Source organism: Sphingomonas profundi (assembly GCF_009739515.1).
Taxonomy (GTDB): domain Bacteria; phylum Pseudomonadota; class Alphaproteobacteria; order Sphingomonadales; family Sphingomonadaceae; genus Alterirhizorhabdus; species Alterirhizorhabdus profundi.
On sequence record NZ_CP046535.1, the window covers coordinates 2,349,404 to 2,365,978 of the forward strand.

Annotated in this window: 14 protein-coding genes and 2 pseudogenes; 4 read left to right on the forward strand and 12 right to left on the reverse strand. The window is 72.6% G+C overall.

Annotated features, from left to right (window positions below):
- Position 1: 1 nt before the first annotated feature.
- From GNT64_RS11160 to GNT64_RS11175, 4 genes and pseudogenes are all read right to left on the reverse strand, one after another.
- Positions 2–3,428: pseudogene (locus GNT64_RS11160) on the reverse strand (chromosome segregation SMC family protein).
- 34 nt (positions 3,429–3,462) lie between these two features.
- On the reverse strand, positions 3,463–4,206 hold the full coding sequence (locus GNT64_RS11165) for a thioredoxin domain-containing protein (RefSeq protein ID WP_156679597.1): 744 nt from the start codon (positions 4,204–4,206) through the stop codon (positions 3,463–3,465).
- A 26-nt stretch (positions 4,207–4,232) separates the two neighbouring features.
- Entirely contained in the window at positions 4,233–4,928 is a 696-nt protein-coding gene (locus GNT64_RS11170) for a DsbA family protein (protein ID WP_156679598.1), read from the reverse strand.
- Positions 4,925–5,467 carry a DUF721 domain-containing protein gene (locus tag GNT64_RS11175; protein ID WP_231638956.1) on the reverse strand — a complete coding sequence of 181 codons (543 nt, stop codon included), beginning with the start codon at positions 5,465–5,467 and terminating at the stop codon, positions 4,925–4,927. Before GNT64_RS11175 ends, GNT64_RS11170 begins: the two co-directional genes overlap by 4 nt.
- Positions 5,468–5,493: 26 nt before the next feature.
- Between GNT64_RS11175 and GNT64_RS11180 the strand changes: the two genes are divergently transcribed.
- Together GNT64_RS11180 and nudC are read left to right on the forward strand one after the other, a co-directional pair.
- Positions 5,494–6,588, forward strand: a complete 1,095-nt coding sequence (locus GNT64_RS11180; protein ID WP_156679600.1) for an A/G-specific adenine glycosylase — start codon at positions 5,494–5,496, stop codon at positions 6,586–6,588.
- Entirely contained in the window at positions 6,585–7,457 is an 873-nt protein-coding gene (nudC, locus tag GNT64_RS11185; protein WP_231638957.1) for an NAD(+) diphosphatase, read from the forward strand. Before GNT64_RS11180 ends, nudC begins: the two co-directional genes overlap by 4 nt.
- A gap of 219 nt (positions 7,458–7,676) precedes the next feature.
- On the opposite strand, the gene GNT64_RS11190 is transcribed toward nudC, so the two are convergent.
- Positions 7,677–8,573, reverse strand: coding sequence for a prephenate dehydratase (locus tag GNT64_RS11190; protein WP_156679602.1), 897 nt, complete (start codon positions 8,571–8,573; stop codon positions 7,677–7,679).
- A gap of 127 nt (positions 8,574–8,700) precedes the next feature.
- On the opposite strand from GNT64_RS11190, the pseudogene GNT64_RS11195 reads away from it, so the two are divergent.
- A pseudogene (locus tag GNT64_RS11195) lies at positions 8,701–9,330 on the forward strand (c-type cytochrome); the annotation flags it as partial.
- Between the two features lie 581 nt (positions 9,331–9,911).
- Here GNT64_RS11195 and GNT64_RS11200 read toward each other — a convergent pair.
- Positions 9,912–11,840: a potassium transporter Kup gene (locus tag GNT64_RS11200; RefSeq protein WP_156679604.1), complete on the reverse strand. Its 1,929-nt coding sequence runs from the start codon at positions 11,838–11,840 to the stop codon at positions 9,912–9,914.
- Between the two features lie 254 nt (positions 11,841–12,094).
- Between GNT64_RS11200 and GNT64_RS11205 the strand changes: the two genes are divergently transcribed.
- A complete protein-coding gene (locus GNT64_RS11205; RefSeq protein WP_156681566.1) occupies positions 12,095–12,310 on the forward strand; it encodes a DUF3072 domain-containing protein in 216 nt (71 codons plus the stop codon).
- Positions 12,311–12,330: 20 nt separating this feature from the next.
- Here GNT64_RS11205 and GNT64_RS11210 read toward each other — a convergent pair whose 3' ends face one another.
- The 6 genes from GNT64_RS11210 to ccmD form a co-directional block, all read right to left on the reverse strand.
- The gene (locus GNT64_RS11210; RefSeq protein ID WP_197276955.1) at positions 12,331–12,957 is read right to left on the reverse strand and encodes a tetratricopeptide repeat protein; all 627 of its coding nucleotides are present in this window, start codon (positions 12,955–12,957) and stop codon (positions 12,331–12,333) included.
- On the reverse strand, positions 12,957–13,385 hold the full coding sequence (locus GNT64_RS11215) for a cytochrome c-type biogenesis protein (RefSeq protein WP_156679605.1): 429 nt from the start codon (positions 13,383–13,385) through the stop codon (positions 12,957–12,959). The genes GNT64_RS11210 and GNT64_RS11215 overlap by 1 nt, the downstream gene beginning before the upstream one ends.
- Positions 13,386–13,495: 110 nt before the next feature.
- Positions 13,496–14,056, reverse strand: coding sequence for a DsbE family thiol:disulfide interchange protein (locus GNT64_RS11220; protein WP_231638958.1), 561 nt, complete (start codon positions 14,054–14,056; stop codon positions 13,496–13,498).
- Entirely contained in the window at positions 14,053–15,978 is a 1,926-nt protein-coding gene (locus GNT64_RS11225; RefSeq protein ID WP_156679606.1) for a heme lyase CcmF/NrfE family subunit, read from the reverse strand. Before GNT64_RS11225 ends, GNT64_RS11220 begins: the two co-directional genes overlap by 4 nt.
- Positions 15,975–16,442 (reverse strand): cytochrome c maturation protein CcmE, encoded by a 468-nt coding sequence (ccmE, locus tag GNT64_RS11230; RefSeq protein WP_156679607.1) that lies wholly within the window; start codon positions 16,440–16,442, stop codon positions 15,975–15,977. Before ccmE ends, GNT64_RS11225 begins: the two co-directional genes overlap by 4 nt.
- A complete protein-coding gene (ccmD, locus tag GNT64_RS11235) occupies positions 16,439–16,573 on the reverse strand; it encodes a heme exporter protein CcmD (RefSeq protein WP_156679608.1) in 135 nt (44 codons plus the stop codon). The genes ccmE and ccmD overlap by 4 nt, the downstream gene beginning before the upstream one ends.
- Positions 16,574–16,575: the final 2 nt, after the last annotated feature.

Genomic DNA, 16,575 nt, shown 5'->3' on the forward strand with positions numbered 1-16,575 from the left:
CTCACTCCGCCGCCAGCAGCCGCTCCGCTCCGCCCAGATCCACCGATACGAGCCGGCTCACGCCGCGCTCCGCCATCGTCACGCCGAACAGGCGGTGCATCCGGCTCATCGTCACCGCATTGTGGGTGACGATCAGGTAGCGCGTCTCGGTATCCTGCACCATCCGGTCCAGCAGGTCGCAGAAGCGCTCGATATTCGCGTCGTCCAGCGGCGCGTCCACCTCGTCCAGCACGCAGATCGGCGCGGGGTTGGTGAGGAAGAGGGCGAAGATCAGCGCCACCGCCGTCAGCGCCTGCTCGCCGCCGGATAGCAGGGTGAGCGCCGCCAGCTTCTTGCCGGGCGGCTGCGCCATGATCTCCAGCCCCGCCTCCAGCGGATCCTCGGCGTCGATCAGCGCCAGATGCGCCTCGCCGCCGGCGAACAGGGTGGTGAACAGCCGGCGGAAATGCGCGTCGACCGCTTCGAACGCCGCCAGCAGCCGCGCCCGCCCCTCGCGGTTCAGGCTGCCGATCGATCCGCGCAGGCGGCGCACGGCCTCGTCCAGCTCGTCGCGATCGGCGATGGATCGGGCGCGCGTCTCCTCCATCTCGGCAAGCTCGGCCTCGGCGACGAGGTTGACCGGGCCGAGCCGCTCGCGATCGGCCGACAGCTTGTCGTGGCGCGCCGATTCCTCGCTTGGGGCGACGATATCGGCGCTGGCGAAGCCGATCTTCTCCGGCAGCACGGCGGCGGGGCACTGGAAGCGCTCGCCGGCGATGCGGCCCATCTCGATCCGCCGCGCCTGCTGGTTCTCATGCCGCGCGGCGGCGCCCGCCCGCGCCTCGCGCGCGGTGCCGAGCGCCTCGGCGGCGTCGGCCAGCCCCGCCTCGGTGGCGCGCGCCCGCGTCTCGGCCGCGCGCTCGTCCGCGCGGACGGCGGTGGCGGCCTCGCTCAAGCTCCGCTCGCGATCCGCGGCGGTGGCGATGGCGGCGTCGAGCGTTCCCGGCCGCTCCGCCAATGTGGCGCGCTCGGCCGCCACGGCAGCGGCGCGCGCGGCCATCTCGGCCACGCGCCGCGCCGCGTCACCGGCGCGCGCGCGCCAGCCCTTCGCCTCGCCGCGCGCCGCCTCCTGCCGCCGGCGATCGGCCTCGATCGACAGAGCGAGCGCGGTCGCGCGCGCCTGCGCCTGGCCCAGCGTGGCGCGGGCGAGGGCATTCTCCTGTCGCAGCCGCTCCACGTCGGCGCGCGCGGCGGCGCCGTCCGGCAGCGCCGCCGCGGCCGCCTCGGCCTGCCGGTGCTGCGCCATCGCCTCGGCACGATCCGCCTCGGCGCGGCCGGCCCGTTCCGCCACCGCGTCCCGCCGTGCCGCCAGCCGCTCGATCGCCAGCGCCGCCGCCTCCGCTTCGCCGCGCGCCCGGCGGCCGGCGAGCTCCGCCGCCGTGGCACGCGCGCGCGCCGCGTCGATCGCCGCCCGCGCCTGTGCCACTCGGTCGGCGAGCGTCGCCAGCCGCGCCTCGCCCTCGGCCATGGCCGCCCGCGCCGGTGGCAGCTGCGCCTCGATCGCCGCCAGCCGGTTGACCCGGATCAGCCGCTCGGCCGCCGCCGCGCCGACATTCTCGGCGACGAAGCCGTCCCACCGCCGCATCCGCCCGTCGCGCGTCACCAGCCGCTGGCCCGGCGCCAGCACGATCGTCGCGTCCAGCCGCTCCGCCACCATCACCTGCGCCAGCCTGCGGGCGAGTTGCGCGGGCGCGGCGACGTGATCGGCCAGCCCCCCGCCCCCCGCCGGCAGCGGCGGATCGCCGGGCAGCGCATCCGCCCCCCTCCCAGCGGCGCGCGCCGGCCGATCCGATCGCGGCATCGATATCGTCGCCCAGCGCCGCCGCCAGCGCGCGCTCGTAGCCGGGTGCCGCGGTGATGCCGCCCAGCGCCCTGCCCGCCACGCCGCCGCCTTCGAGCGCGCGGGCGAGCGCCTTCGCTTCCGCCTCCAGCGCCGCCAGCGCGGCGTGGGCGGCGGCGCGGGCCGCCTGCGCCGCATCGCGCTCGCCCGATGCGCCGTCGCGCTCGGCCTCCGCCGCGGCGAGGGCCGTCGCCGCCGCCGCACCGTCCCGCCCGGCCAGCGCCGCCGCCTCGGCCGCGGCCGCGCGCCGCGCCTCATGCGGCGCGGGGTCGCCGATCGTCGCCATCTCGCCCGCGATCCGTGCCTGCTCGGCCCCGGCGCGATCGAGCCGCTGGCGGGCGGCCGCCAGCGCGGCCTGCGCGACGCGGATCTCCGCCTGCTCGGCCGCCTGCGCGGCCTGCGCGCGGGCGAGCGCCACCTCGGCGTCGCGCGTCGCGCTCTCGCCGCTGCGCACCGCCCCGTCGACGTGCGCGCGCTCGCCCTCGCCGGCGGCGATGCGGGTCGCGAGCGTCTTGTCCTCGTCGGCCAGTCGGGCGAGCGCCGCCGACGCGTCGAGCGCCAAACTGTCCTCGCGCGCCCTGTCCCGCGCCAGCGTGTCTCCCTGCGCGGCCAGCTCGGCGAGCCGGCGGTCGAGCGCCGCCCGTTCCGCCCGCAGGCCGGCCAGCGCGTGGCCCGCCGCCGTCGCCTGCTCGCGCGCGGCCTCGGCGGCGGCGCGCAGCCGGGCGAGATCGGCCACCGCCGCCTGCGCGTGCGCCGCCGCCGCGCGCTGCGCCTCGGCCGCCGTCTCGACCAGCGTGGCCGCCGCCCGCGCCTCGCGCTCCGCCACCTCGGCCGCCGCCGCCGCCTCGCGCCAGCGGGAGAAGATCAGTCGCGCCTCGGCCGTGCGGATCGCAGCGGAGAGGGCGCGATACCGCTCGGCCGCCCTGGCCTGGCGGCGCAGCGCGGCGGCGCGCGTCTCCATCTCGGCCAGCAGCTCGTCCAGCCGGGTGAGGTTCGCCTCGGTGGCGCGCAGCTTCTGCTCGGCATCCTTGCGGCGCACGTGCAGCCCGGCGATGCCGGCCGCCTCCTCCAGCATCATCCGCCGCTCGGCCGGCTTGGCGGCGATCACGGCCGCGATCCGCCCCTGGCTGACGAGCGCGGGCGAGTGGGCGCCGGTCGCCGCATCGGCGAACAGCAGGCCGACATCCCTGGCCCGCACGTCCCGCCCGTTCAGCCGGTAGGCGGATCCGGCGCCCCGCTCGATCCGCCGCACCACCTCGATCTCGCGCATCGCCGGGTCGTCGGGGGTGGCGCCGTCGACCAGGATCGTCACCTCGGCGAAATCGCGCGCGGCGCGGGCGGTGGTGCCGGCGAAGATCACGTCTTCCATGCCGCCGCCGCGCATCGACCGGGCGGAGCTCTCGCCCATCACCCAGCGGATCGCCTCCAGCAGGTTCGATTTGCCGCAGCCGTTGGGGCCGACGATGCCGGTCAACCCCGGCTCGATGCGCAGCTCGGCGGGCTCGACGAAGCTCTTGAAGCCGGAGAGCTTCAGCCGGCGGATGCGCATCGCGCCGCCTCCGGCCTCCTGCCCCGCTCCGCCGTCAGCCGGCGAGTGCCGCATCCAGCTTGGGCTTCAGCATGTCCCAGCTGGCGACGTCCTTCACCGGCTGGCCGTTGATCACGAAGGCCGGCGTGCCGGTGACGGCATCCTTGTCGACGCCGTTCTTCGTGATCTGCTCCAGCGGCGTGAAGGCGGCCTTGTCGGTCAGGCAGGCGATCGCCTTGCTCTCCGGCAGGCCGCGCGCGCCGAAGAAGGTGATGAGGCCGGCCGCCTCCGCCACGGCGCGCGGCTGCTGCTCGGGCGGCACCGCCTGGATCTGGCTCTGCTGCGCCGGCGTCATCGTCTGCAGCTTGGCGATCCAGCTCTGCTGCTCGGCATAGACCTGCTCGATCAGCTTGAAGAACGGCCCCGGCCCCTGGCAGCGCGCCAGCAGCGATACCGGCACGTCGATGCCGTTCAGCAGGAAGGTGCGGAACTCCCAGCTGACGTTGCCGGATCGCACCATCTCGGCCAGCGGGCCGCTCGCCTCCTTCTCGAAGGCGGCGCAGTGCGGGCAGGTGAGCGCGCCATATTCGATCAGCTTCACCCGCGCCGCCGGATTGCCCATGCGGAAGCCGCCTTCGGGCGTCGCCGCCACCGTCTCGGTCCAGTCCTGCCCGGCCGGGGCGGGCACGGCCGGTGCTGCGGCGGTGCCGCCGGCGGGTGCCTGCACGGCCTCGGGCTTGTTGCAGCCGGCGACGGCCAGAGCGAGGGCGGCGACGGTCCAGCGATAATCGATACGCATGCGGTTACGGGCTCCTGAGAGGCTGCTTAGCGGAGGGCGGCGGCGATCTGCGGCTCCAGCAGTTTCCAGCTGGAGCCGTCCGCCATCTTGTCGTTGATCAGGAAGGTCGGCGTGCCGGCGATGTGGCGCACGCCCCAGGCCTCGTCGGTCATCGCTCCCAGCGCCTTCTGCTCGGCCGGGTTGCGCAGGCAGGCGGCGGCCGCCGCCGGCGCGGCGCGGGCGATCGCCGGCAGGTCGGCGGCATCGGCGGTGGCGACCAGCGCCGCCTCGCGCGCGGCGGGCGTGTCGGCGGGGTCGCCCTCCGGCGCGGCGGCGGCTTTCGGCAGCCAGTCGGCCTGCGCCGCGAACAGCCGCTCCAGCGTGGCGAAATAGCCGCGCGGCCCGGCGCAGCGCGCCAGCAGCGAGGCGGCGAGATCGGCGCGGTCGCGCACGGCGTGGCGCATCTCCAGGCTCACCAGCCCGCGCCGCAGATAGTTCGCCCGCAGCGCCGGCCACCCCTCGGCCGAGAAGGCGGCGCAGTGCGAGCAGGTGAGCGAGGCATATTCGACGAGGCGCAGCCGCGCCCGCGGGTTGCCGAGCACATAGCCGCCGGACGGTGCGCGCGTGACGGTGGCGGACCAGTCGCGCGCCGGCGCGCCACCTGCGGCCCTGTGCGCTGGCGCGGCGCCGGCGGCCGGCGCCAGCAGCGCGAGCGACAGCATGGCGGCGGCGGCGATCCTCATTCCACGTCCTTCGCTTCGATCATGGGCACGCCGGTGGAGGCGGCGAGCGCCCCCGCCAGCGAGGCGAGACAGGCGCGCAGCTCCGGATCGCCGATCGCCCGCAGGCTGTCGCCCAGCTCCACCGGCACCGGCCGCAGCGACGGCGGGGCGCGGCGGGGCGCGGGCGGCGGCGGCGCGGCGGCGGCCTGGCGGAAGGCGACGCGGGCGACCGCCTGATAGCCGAAGAAGCGGTTCACCCGCTCGACGATCGCCGGGGCGACATGCTGCATCATCGGCGCGTGGGCGCCGTCCACCACCAGGGTCAGCACGCCCTCCGCGCGCTTGCCGTGCGGGAAGCGGATCGATTCGGGGGTGGAGACGCCGGCGTAGCGATCGCCGACGATCTCCGGCCAGCGGCTCACCACAGAGGACTGGACGAAGCCGAAGCGGCGGAAGGAGGCGCGGCCGACATCGGGCACGATCGCGCCCACCGCGCGCGCCGCGCCGCCACGCTTCGCTTCCGGTTCCGCGCCGGGCCTGTCCACTTTCCGTTTCGTCATCGGTAGCCCCATGCCATAGCGCGGCCATGTTCGTCGATGCCGCCGCGGCCCTTCTGTCATGGTATGACGTCCACGCCCGCACGCTGCCGTGGCGGGCGCCCCCCGGCGCGCCCGCTGCCGACCCCTATCGCGTCTGGCTGTCGGAGGTTATGCTGCAGCAGACCACCGTCGCCGCCGCCCGCGCCTACTTCCTGCGCTTCACCGAACGCTGGCCCACCGTCGAGTCGCTGGCCGCCGCCGGCGAGGAGGCGGTGATGGCCGCCTGGGCGGGCCTCGGCTATTATGCGCGGGCCCGCAACATGCTGGCGTGCGCGCGCGCAGTGGCGGCGGCCGGCGGCCGCTTTCCGGATACGGAAGCCGGGCTGATCGCGCTGCCCGGCATCGGCCGCTACACCGCAGCCGCCATCGCCGCGATCGCCTTCGGCCGGCGCGCGGTGGTGGTGGACGCCAATGTCGAGCGGGTCGTCGCCCGCCTGTTCGCGATCGAGACGCCGCTGCCGGCGGCGCGCGCCGCGATCCACGCCGCCGCAGATGCGATCACGCCGGATGCGCGCGCCGGCGATTTCGCGCAGGCGATGATGGATCTGGGCGCCACCATCTGCACCCCCCGCGCGCCCGCCTGCGCGATCTGTCCGCTGCGGGAAGGGTGCGCCGGCGTGCGCACCGGCGCGCCGGAACGGCTGCCGGTGAAGCCGGCGAAGCGCGCCCGGCCGCGCCGCCACGGCACCGCCTTCTGGCTGGAGCGGGACGGCCACGTCCTCCTCCACCGCCGCCCGGCCAAGGGGCTGCTCGGCGGGATGCGGGCGCTGCCCAGCGGCCCGTGGACGCCCGCCGACGCCGATATGGCGGACACGGCCGCCGACGGCGGCATGGCCGACGCGCCCGCCGCCGCCGCGTGGCGGGCGGTGGGGCGGGTGGAGCATGTGTTCACCCACTTCGCCCTCGATCTCGCCGTCGTCGCCGCCGAGGCGGAGGGGCGCCACGCGGCCGGCGACGCGGGCGAGGGCGAATGGTGGCCGGTCGATCGCATCGCCGAGGCCGGCCTGCCCACCCTGTTCGCCAAGGCGGCCACCCTCGCCTGCGCCGCCCGCTCCCGCCCTGCTCCTGGAGACCAGCCTTGACCGATCTCACCCCCGGCTTCACCGGCTCGCCGCTCGACCGGCTCGATCACGAGCGCGACGATCCGGCGGCGCTGGCCGCCCATATCGCGAACCCGCGCGCCCGGCTGCTGCTGCTCGACGGGCTCGATCCGATCGTGGGCGCGGACGGCACGCTAGCCTGGGGATCGCTGGCCGATGCGCCGGCGGACGCGGAACTCGCGCTGCTCGGCCTGATCGAGGGCACGCCGCGCTTCGCCGCATTGACGATGCCGCCGGCCGATCGCGGCGCCTACCCGATCTTCGCCCTGCTCGCCGCGCTGCCGCCGGGCGAGGCGGCCACCTATGCCGCCGCCCGCAGCCTGATCGGCTGGCATGCGCGCAACCATTTCTGCGCCCGTTGCGGCACCCCCACGGCGGTGATGCGCGCCGGCTGGGCACGACGCTGCACCGTGTGCGACGAGGAGCATTTCCCGCGCACCGACCCCGTCGTCATCATGCTGGCCGAACATGGCGGGCGGGTGCTGGTGGGCCGCCAGCCGCGCTTCCCGGCCGGGCGCTACTCGGCGCTCGCCGGCTTCCTGGAGGTGGGCGAATCGCTGGAAGAGGCGGTCGCGCGGGAACTGCACGAGGAGGCGGGCGTGCGGGCGACGGCCGTGCGCTACGTCGCCAGCCAGCCCTGGCCGTTCCCCTCCTCGCTGATGATCGCCTGCATCGCCGAGGTCGCCTCCGACGAGATCGTGCTCGACACCAAGGAGCTGGACCATGCGATGTGGGTCACGCGCGAGGATGTCGCCGCCTCGCTCGCCGGCGATCCCGCCGCGCCGTTCATCGCGCCGCCGGCCTATGCCATCGCGCATACGCTGTTCGTGGCGTGGCTGGCCGGAAGATAGCTCCCCTGCCGGGGGGGGTAGGCGTCCGGGCTGGATCGACATCGAGCTTTCTGCATGTCCGCTCATCCTGAGGAGGGGCTGAGCTGAGGCGAAGACCCGTCTCGAAGGACTTCCCCTGTATTCGAGACGCCATGTCGACACGCTCAATGGCCCCTCAGGATCAGCGGTCGGCGTGAAATGCGATTGAGATCGGCTTGATCTGCCCGATGTCGATCCGGCCTAGCCCAGCTTGCGCTCCCGCGACTGCGGATAGGTGCCCAGGATGCGGACCCACTTGGTGTGGAACGCCAGTTCCTCGATCGCACGGCGCACGGCGGCGTCGTCCGGATGCCCCTCGATATCGGCGTAGAACTCGGTCGCGGCAAAGCTGTCGCCGCGCTGGTAGCTTTCCAGCTTCGTCATGTTGATGCCGTTCGTGGCGAAGCCGCCCATCGCCTTGTAGAGCGCGGCCGGCACGTTCTTCACCGCGAAGATCAGCGTCGTCATCGATCGCGCGGCCGGCGGGCGATCCGGCTGGTCCAGCGCCAGCACGACGAAGCGGGTCATGTTGTGCGCCTCGTCCTCCAGCCCCTCGGCCAGGATGTGCAGGCCGTACAGCGCGGCTGCGGCGCGCGGCGCGATGGCCGCCGTCTGCGGGTCGCCGCGCTCCGCCACCAGCGCGGCGGCGCCGGCGGTGTCGGGATAGGGGATCGGGCGCAGCCCGCGCCTGCGCAGCCAGTGGCGGCACTGGCCCAGCGCCTGCGGATGGCTCGTCACCTCCGCGATCACGGCCGCCGGATCCAGCCCCATCAGCGCGTAGCGGATCGGCAGGAAATGCTCGCCGGTGATCACCAGCCCCGATTCCGGCAGCAGGAAGTGCATGTCCGCCACGCGGCCGTGCAGCGAATTCTCGATCGGGATCATCGCGCAGTCGGCCCGCTGCTCGCGCACCGCGTCGATCGCATCCTCGAAGCTGAAGCAGGGCAGCGCCAGCCCCTGCGGAAACGCTTCCGCCACCGCGATGTGCGAGTTCGCGCCCGGCGCCCCCTGGAAGGCCACGGCGCGTTCCGGCGCGGCGGCCGCGGCGGCGGTCATCTCCGCGACGAGCGCGCGGGCGGGTGCGGGATAGCTTTCCATGATGGCGGCGAGCGATTAGGCCGGTGGGGACTGCACCGCAAGCGCGCTTGCGGTAGGACACTGGCGAATCTAAAGGGATCGCGCTTCGCGCATCCAGTGTAGCGCGAGCGAGGAGGTTTCGAGGGGCATGGACGACCGCACGAACACGATAGCCGGCTGGGCGCTGGCCGGCGGTATCGCCGCACTGGGCCTCTCGATCGTCACCGGCGAATATTTCCACGAGGGCCGGCCCGAGAAGATGGGCTACACCGTGGAAGGCGTCGAGGAAGAGGGCAGCGCCGAGGCCGGCGCCCCCGCCCAGCCGGTGGAATTCTACCTCGCCAGCGCCGATCCGGCCAAGGGCGCGGACGTCTTCAAGAAGTGCGCCGCCTGCCACAATGCGGACAAGGGCGGCGCCAACGCGCTCGGTCCGAACCTGTGGGGCGTGCTCGGGGAGAATATCGGCAAGGGCGCAAACGGGTTCGCCTTCTCCGATGCGCTGGCCGGCAAGGGCGGCACGTGGAACTGGGGCAATCTGAACGAGTGGCTGACCAGCCCGAAGAAGTTCGCCCCCGGCACGAAGATGACGTTCGCCGGCCTGGGCAAGCCCGAGGATCGCGCGAACGTGATCGCCTATCTGAACAAGCAGAGCGATTCGCCGCTGCCGCTGCCGGCCGCACCCGCCGCCGGCGCGGCCCCGGCCGCCGGCGCTCCCGCAGCGGGCGCCCCGGCCGAGGGCGGCCCGGCCAACGCCACCGGCGCGCCGACCGCCGAGGCCGGTGCCACCGCTGCCCCCAAGGGCAAGGACGTGCCGGTGCAGATCGAAGCGCAGGCCGCCAAGAGCCCGCAGGGCAACATCCACGGCGAGGCGGCCCCGGCAACCTCCGGCACCGCCACGCAGGAACGACGCTGACGACGCGAAGCGATCGTTGAAGCGGGCGGCCGAGGCGATGCTCCGGCCGCTCTGTTCATGGCGGATATGACCAGCGCAAGATGGCGCGGCACTTGCGCCATTGCCTCCGTCGCAACCTGAAGCTGACTCAGCCGGCCTAACGCATCCGCTCAGGCCGGGGCTCGCTGAGTACCGCGAGGTGCCGTCGCGAAACACGCCCAAGCCAGCCTTGGCGGTGAGCCCTGACCGTATTTGATCCGTCTCGACACCCACCCGTCATTCCAGCGCAGGCTGGGATCCATGTCTCTCAACCTTTACCGACGGCTCCTGCGGCGACGATATCGGCTCCAGCCTACGCTGAAGCGACAGGGTGAGGTGTCGGCGGGCCATCGAGACCTGTCGGCCGAGATCCATGAGATCGGTCGTCCGGAATGGACGGGTTCAAACGACATTCCAGCCCGCGCCGCTCAGATCTCCACCTGGCTGCCCAGTTCCACCACGCGATTCGTCGGCAGGCGGAAGAATTCCATGGCGCTTTCCGCGTTGCGCAGCATCCAGGCGAACAGCTTCTCGCGCCAGATCGCCATGCCGGGGCGGGAGGACGCGATCAGGGTCTGGCGGGCGAGGAAGAAGCTGGTGTCCATCATCTTGAACTGCGGGCCGCACTGGGTGGTGTCCGCCAGCGCCGCCGGCACGTCCGGATCCTGCATGAAGCCGTAGCGCAGGATCAGCCGGTAGAAGCCCTGGCCGAGATCCTCCAGCGAGGAGGTGCGCGCCTGCTGGCCCACATAGGGCACGTCCTCGATCTTCACCGTCAGCAGCAGCACCCGCTCGTGCAGCACCTTGTTGTGCTTGAGGTTGTGGAGCAGCGCGTGCGGCACGCCGTCTGCCGAGGAGGTCATGAACACGGCCGTGCCCGGCACCCGCACGGCGGAATTGGCGGCCGACTTCACGAACACCTTCACCGGCATCGCCGCCTCGCGCATCCGCGCGATCATCAGCTGCCGGCCGCGCGCCCAGGTGGTGAGCATGACGAACGCGATCGAGCCGACGAGCAGCGGGAACCAGCCTCCATCCGGCACCTTGGTGAGATTCGAGGTGAAGTAGACGCCGTCCACCAGCAGGAACACGGCGATGAACAGCCCCGCCACCAGCTTCGGCCAGTTCCACACGCGGAACACCAGCACCGCCAGCATGCAGGTGCTGATGAACATCGTGCCGGTGACGGCGATGCCGTAGGCCGCCGCCAGGTTGGACGATTCGCGGAACATCAGGACGAGCAGCATCACCATGATCATCAGCGCCCAGTTGGCGCTGGGCACGTAGATCTGCCCGGCGGCGGACGCGCTGGTGTGGGCGATCCGCACGCGCGGCATCAGACCCAGCTGCACCGCCTGCTGCACCACCGAGAAGGCGCCGGTGATCACCGCCTGGCTGGCGATCACCGTGGCCATCGTCGCCAGGATGACCAGCGGCAGGCGCCACTGATCGGGCGCCATCAGGAAGAAGGGATTCTCCGCCGCTTCCGGCGCGCGCAGCAGCAGCGCGCCCTGCCCCAGATAGTTCACCATCAGCATCGGAAAGACGAGCCACAGCCACGCGACGGAGATGGGCTTGCGGCCGAAATGGCCCATGTCGGCGTACAGCGCCTCCGCCCCCGTCACCGCGAGCACGACCGAGCCGAGCGCGAGGAAGGCGAGGACGTGATCGTGCAGGAAGAAGCGCACGCCCCATACCGGGTTCAGCGCCCACAGCACTTCCGGATTCTGGATAATGCTCATCACGCCGAGCACGCCGAGCGCGAAGAAGTAGACGAGCATGATCGGGCCAAAGAACCGCCCGATCAGCGCGGTGCCGTGCGATTGCAGCACGAACAGGCCGATCAGGATGGCCAGCGCCAGCGGCAGCACGAAGGGCGTGAAGCTGGGCTCCACCACCGTCAGGCCCTCGATCGCCGACAGCACCGAGATGGCCGGCGTGATCATGCAGTCGCCGAAGAACAGCGCCGTCGCCAGCACGCCCAGCAGCACGAGCCCCGCCGTCCAGCGGCCGCCGCCGGTGCGCCGCTGGATCAGCGCCAGCAGCGCCAGGCTGCCGCCCTCGCCCTTATTGTCCGCGCGGAGGATCAGGAGGACATATTTGATCGTGACGATCAGGATCAGCGACCAGAAGATCAGGCTGAGCACGCCGTAGATGTGCAGCGGATCGACGACCAGCCGGTGGTGGCCGACGAAGATCTCCTTCATCGCGTAGAGCGGGCTGGTGCCGATATCGCCATAGACCACGCCGATCGCGCCCACGGCGAGCGACATCAGCCCGGCCTTCTCGTGGCCGGACCCGCCATGCTCGACATGCTGCATCGGTAGATCGGTAACGGCTGCCCCGTTGACGCTCATCGACGGATGGACCTTGCCATGCGCATCGCCTGCCTGCCCATCTTTCCCGCCCCATCACGCCGGAGCGACGCGCGGCGCCTAGCATGGCCCCAATCCGCCTGCAACAAGCCGCGGCGGGGCAGGTTCCTGCCCCGGTGGCGGACAATCGTCCGGTGGCGATCGACGAGGATCGACAGCCACCCCGCGCCGCCCGGCCGGCGGGAACAGGAGCGGAACATCGGGCGTTGGGCCCGCATCTTCAATGGAGTGCCGCGATGTCGACCGAAAATCCCAAGACCCACCCGACCTCCAACGCGGAGAAGGATCCCGACGACTGGACCACCGGCGACGAGCCGATGACCGGCGCGCAGGCATCGTACCTGAAGACCCTGAGCGAAGAGGCGCACGAGGAGTTTGACGACGGCCTGAGCAAGGCCGACGCCTCCAAGAAGATCGACGCGCTGCAGGAGAAGACCGGACGCGGCAAATAGCCGACGCCGGGACAGGATCGCTACTGGCCCATCTGCTGCTGCGCGCGCAGCTGCACCAGGCGCTGCTCCACGTCGGCCCGCCACGGCGCGCCGGCGGGGGCACGGTCCAGCAGCGCCTGCCACGTCGCCTCCGCGCGATCGAGCTGGCCGGCCTGGGCGAAGGCGAGGCCGAGGAAGAAGGGCGGGCCGGGATGATCCGGCGCCAACGCCGCCGCCCGATCGAAGGCGAGGCGCGCCGCGGGCGACATCAGCCCGCCGCCATAGATCACCAGCGCATTGCCCAGACCGACCCACAGGTCGGCGCTGCGCGGCCTTTTCTCCAGCCCGCCGCGCAGCACGGCGATCGCATAGGCATCCAGGCCCTGGCGGTGGAAGGCGTCGGCCGTGTCGAGCACCTGGGCGTCGCTGCCCATCATGCTCATCATGCCCTCGCGCGATTTCGAGAACTCGCTGTCCGGCTGCTTCGCCTCCGCCTTGGGCGGCGTCGGCTTGCCGGGCAGGCCGGGGCTGCCCTGCCACGCATAACCCGCCACGCCCAGCAGCAGGGCGGCGGCGACCAGCTCCAGCGCGCCCTTCGGCAAGGCGGCGAAGCGCCACAGCGCGACGCCGACGGCGAGCGCCATCGCCAGCAGGATGATCCAGCCCATCAGCGCGCGCCCCGCCGCCGCAGCCGGCCCCGCACCAGGAACAGCCCGGCGCCCAGCAGCAGCAGCGGCATCGCCCAGAGCGGCCACGTCTCGGCATCGAGCGGCGGATCGTAGCTGACCCACTTGCCGTAGCGCGCCACCAGCCACGCGCGGATATCCTCCGGCCGCTCCCCCTCGGCGATCTTGCGGCGGACGAGCGCGCGCATGTCGCCGGCCATCTCGGCATTGCTGTCGGCGATCGACTGGCCCTGGCAGACGAGGCAGCGCAGCGTCTCCATCAGCGCCGCCGCCTGCGCCTCCTGCCGGGGATCGGGCAATTGCGTATCGGCGAGAGCGGCGGACGGCAGCAGCGAATCGGCATGCGCCGGCGCGGCGAGCAGAAGCGCGGCGAGCAGGAGCGCTGCATCCCACCCAGACGCACCCGTCATCCCGGACTTGATCCGCGATCCACGGACACGAAGCGATCGAGATCGCGAGCGGACCGCCGTCCATGGATCCCGGCCTTCGCCGGGATGACGGATGAGGGGAAATGAGACGCTCACTCCGCATTCCGGACGGCGGCCAGTATCGCCGGCACGTCCTCGGGCCGGATCTCGCCGATATGCTGGTGGCGGATGATGCCCTTACCGTCCACGACGAAGCTCTCCGGCACGCCTGCCGATCCCATGGCGATCTGCACGCTCGATTCGCGATCGCTGCCGATCGCGCGATAGGGGTCGCCCCATTTGGCGAGGAAGCCGGCCACGTCCTCCGGCCGGTCGCGGATGGCGATCGCGTCGATCGGCACGCCGGCCTGGGCCAGTTGCAGCAGCTGCGGCGCCTCGGCGGCGCAGGGCACGCACCAGCTGGCGAACACGTTCAGCAGGCGCGGGCGGCCCTGGCGGAATGCCGCATCGGCCAGCGGCGGGTGGCCGGGCGCACCCTCCGGCAGGGTGAAGCGCGGGATCGGCTGGCCGATCATGTGGGACTTGATGTCACGGCTGGTCGGCTTCAGGAGCCCGCTGGCGAACATCGCGAGAAAGATCAGGAACAGGATCAGCGGCGCCCACAGGATCAGCCGCATCCCGCGCGATGCGCCGCTCCGCTCCGCTCCGCTCATGCGTAGGCCTCGCGCGGGGCGCTCCGCCGCTCCCGCCGCACGCGGCCGACCAGCGAGAGGAAGCCGCCGAACGCCACCAGCCCGCCGCCGGCCCAGATCAGGGTGACGAACGGCTTCCACCACAGGCGCAGCTGCCAGCGCCCGTCATCGTCGCCCTTGCCCAGCACGACGTAGAGCTGCCCGTCCCACAGGGTGCTGATCGCCGCCTCGTTCGTCTCGGTGGGCGGCGCCCAGAAGCTGCGCGCCTGCGACTTCAGGACGAGCGGAGCGCCGCCGTGGCGGGTGGCCGAGAGCGTCGCCTCGATCGCCGTCCAGTTCGGCCCGGCGATCGGCTGCACGCCGTCCAGCCGGATGCTCCAGTCGCCCACCTTATGCACCTCGCCGACGCGGGCGGCGACGAGCGTCTCCTTGATGAACGCGCTCTCGGCGGCCATGCCGGCCAGCGCCACGGCGATGCCGAGGTGCGAGACGACCATGCCGTAGGTGAACAGCGGCGTGCGGCGCAGGTTGCGCTTCCACAGCGGCGCGATGCTGGCGGCGGCGACGCCGGCGGCGAGCACGAGGCCGAGCAGCGGGAAGATGCCGATCGGCGGCGCCAGCAGCACGACGGCGAGAAGCGCCACCGCCACCAGCAGCACCGGCAAGGCGAGCCGGGTGGCGAGCGTCCTCAGTTCGTCCCGCCGCCAGCGCATCAGCGGCCCGGCCGCCATCACCGCGACCAGGATCAGCGCCAGCGGCCCGGCGGCGGTGTTGAAATAGGGCGGGCCGACCGAGAGCTTCTCGCCCGTCACCGCCTCCGCGCCGAGCGGATAGAGCGTGCCCACCAGCACGATGCCGAGGATGGCCGAGAGCAGCAGGTTGTTGATGACGAGCGCGCCCTCGCGGCTCACCGCGTCGAAGCGCGATCCCTCGCGCACCGTGCCCACGCGCAGCGCGAACAGCGCCAGCGCCCCGCCGATATAGAGCACCAGCAGCGCCAGGATGAAGCTGCCGCGCCGCGGATCGACCGCGAAGGCGTGCACCGAGGTGAGGATGCCGGAGCGGACGAGGAAGGTGCCGACCATGCTCATCGAGAAGGCGACCACCGCCAGCATCACCGTCCACGCGCGCAGCCCGTCCCGCGTGGCCAGCACCGTGCACGAATGGAGCAGGGCGGTCGCCGCCAGCCACGGCATCAGCGAGGCGTTCTCCACCGGATCCCAGAACCACCAGCCGCCCCAGCCGAGCTCGTAATAGGCCCAGTAGCTGCCGGCGGTGATGCCCAGGGTCAGCATGATCCACGCCGCCAGCACCCAGGGCCGCATCGCCCGCGCGAAGGCCGCGCCGACATCGCGCGTCACCAGCGCGCCGACCGCGAAGGAGAAGGCGACCGACAGGCCGACATAGCCGAGGTAGAGCGTCGGCGGGTGGAAGGCGAGGCCGGGATCCTGCAGCAGCGGGTTCAGCCCCTGCCCTTCCTCCGGCGCCGGAAACAGGCGCGAGAACGGGTTGGAGGCGAACAGCAGGAAGGTGTAGAAGCCCAGCCCGATAAAGGCCTGCGCCGCCAGGGTGGCGATCAGCGTGCGCTCGTTCAGGCGATGCTCGAACAGGGCGACGGCACCGCCGGCGACGGCGAGGATCGTCACCCACATCAGCATCGAGCCCTCGTGATTGCCCCATGCGCCGGCGAACTTGTAGAGCAGCGGCTTGGCCGAATGATCGTTGGCGGCGACGAGCGCCACCGACAGATCGACCCGTACGAACACCGCGATCAGGCAGATGAAGGCGATCGCCGTCAGCACCGCCTGCACCAGCGCGATCGGCCGTACCGGCGCCAGCAGCGCCTCGCGCCCACGCGTCAGGCCGATCGCGCCCATGCCGAATTGCAGCAGCGCGAGCGCCGCCGCCAGCCACAATGCCGCGAGCCCCGCCTCGGCGATCACGTGCGCCCGCCCCCTCTTGTCGTCGCGGCGCCGGTGTCCAGGCTCTCCGACTTGTGCATCTCGCCGGCCACCTGCGGCGGCATGTAGCGCTCGTCATGCTTGGCCAGGATATTGTCGGCGACGAAGCGGCCGGACGCCTCGAACCGCCCTTCCGCCACCACGCCGGAGTTTTCCTTGAACAGGTCCGGCGTGATGCCGCGGAACACGACCGGCACCTTTTCCACCCCGTCGGTGACGACGAAGTCGATCGTCACGCCGTCCGCTGCCCGGCGGATCGATCCGCCCTCCACCATGCCGCCCAGCCGCACCGCCTGCCCCACCGGCAGCCGATCCTTCTTCGCATCGGCCGGCGTGTAGAAATAGGCGGCCTGATCCTTCAGCGCCGACATCGCGAGCAAGGCCGCGCCGACGATGGCGACGATGGCGAGCAGCGCCAGCACCAGCCGCTGATGCTTGGCCTTCATCGCCCGCGCCCCTTCAGCGCGTCCGCGGCCCGCTCCGCGCGGCGCATCGCCGCGAAGCTCCAGAGCGTCAGCCCCGCCGTGCCGCCGAGCGCGATCGCATAAGCGGCGATGATGAACGGCCAGTGGTTCATGA

Bases quoted from the DNA above. Each gene is read 5' to 3' on its own strand.
- ccmE (WP_156679607.1), bottom strand. From the start codon at position 16,442: ATGAAGGCCAAGCATCAGCGGCTGGTGCTGGCGCTGCTCGCCATCGTC.
- GNT64_RS11200 (WP_156679604.1), bottom strand. From the start codon at position 11,840: ATGAGCGTCAACGGGGCAGCCGTTACCGATCTACCGATGCAGCATGTC.
- ccmD (WP_156679608.1), bottom strand. From the start codon at position 16,573: ATGAACCACTGGCCGTTCATCATCGCCGCTTATGCGATCGCGCTCGGC.
- GNT64_RS11180 (WP_156679600.1), top strand. From the start codon at position 5,494: ATGTTCGTCGATGCCGCCGCGGCCCTTCTGTCATGGTATGACGTCCAC.
- GNT64_RS11215 (WP_156679605.1), bottom strand. From the start codon at position 13,385: ATGACGGGTGCGTCTGGGTGGGATGCAGCGCTCCTGCTCGCCGCGCTT.
- GNT64_RS11220 (WP_231638958.1), bottom strand. From the start codon at position 14,056: ATGAGCGGAGCGGAGCGGAGCGGCGCATCGCGCGGGATGCGGCTGATC.
- GNT64_RS11175 (WP_231638956.1), bottom strand. From the start codon at position 5,467: ATGACGAAACGGAAAGTGGACAGGCCCGGCGCGGAACCGGAAGCGAAG.
- GNT64_RS11190 (WP_156679602.1), bottom strand. From the start codon at position 8,573: ATGGAAAGCTATCCCGCACCCGCCCGCGCGCTCGTCGCGGAGATGACC.
- GNT64_RS11210 (WP_197276955.1), bottom strand. From the start codon at position 12,957: ATGGGCTGGATCATCCTGCTGGCGATGGCGCTCGCCGTCGGCGTCGCG.
- GNT64_RS11165 (WP_156679597.1), bottom strand. From the start codon at position 4,206: ATGCGTATCGATTATCGCTGGACCGTCGCCGCCCTCGCTCTGGCCGTC.
- GNT64_RS11170 (WP_156679598.1), bottom strand. From the start codon at position 4,928: ATGAGGATCGCCGCCGCCGCCATGCTGTCGCTCGCGCTGCTGGCGCCG.
- GNT64_RS11205 (WP_156681566.1), top strand. From the start codon at position 12,095: ATGTCGACCGAAAATCCCAAGACCCACCCGACCTCCAACGCGGAGAAG.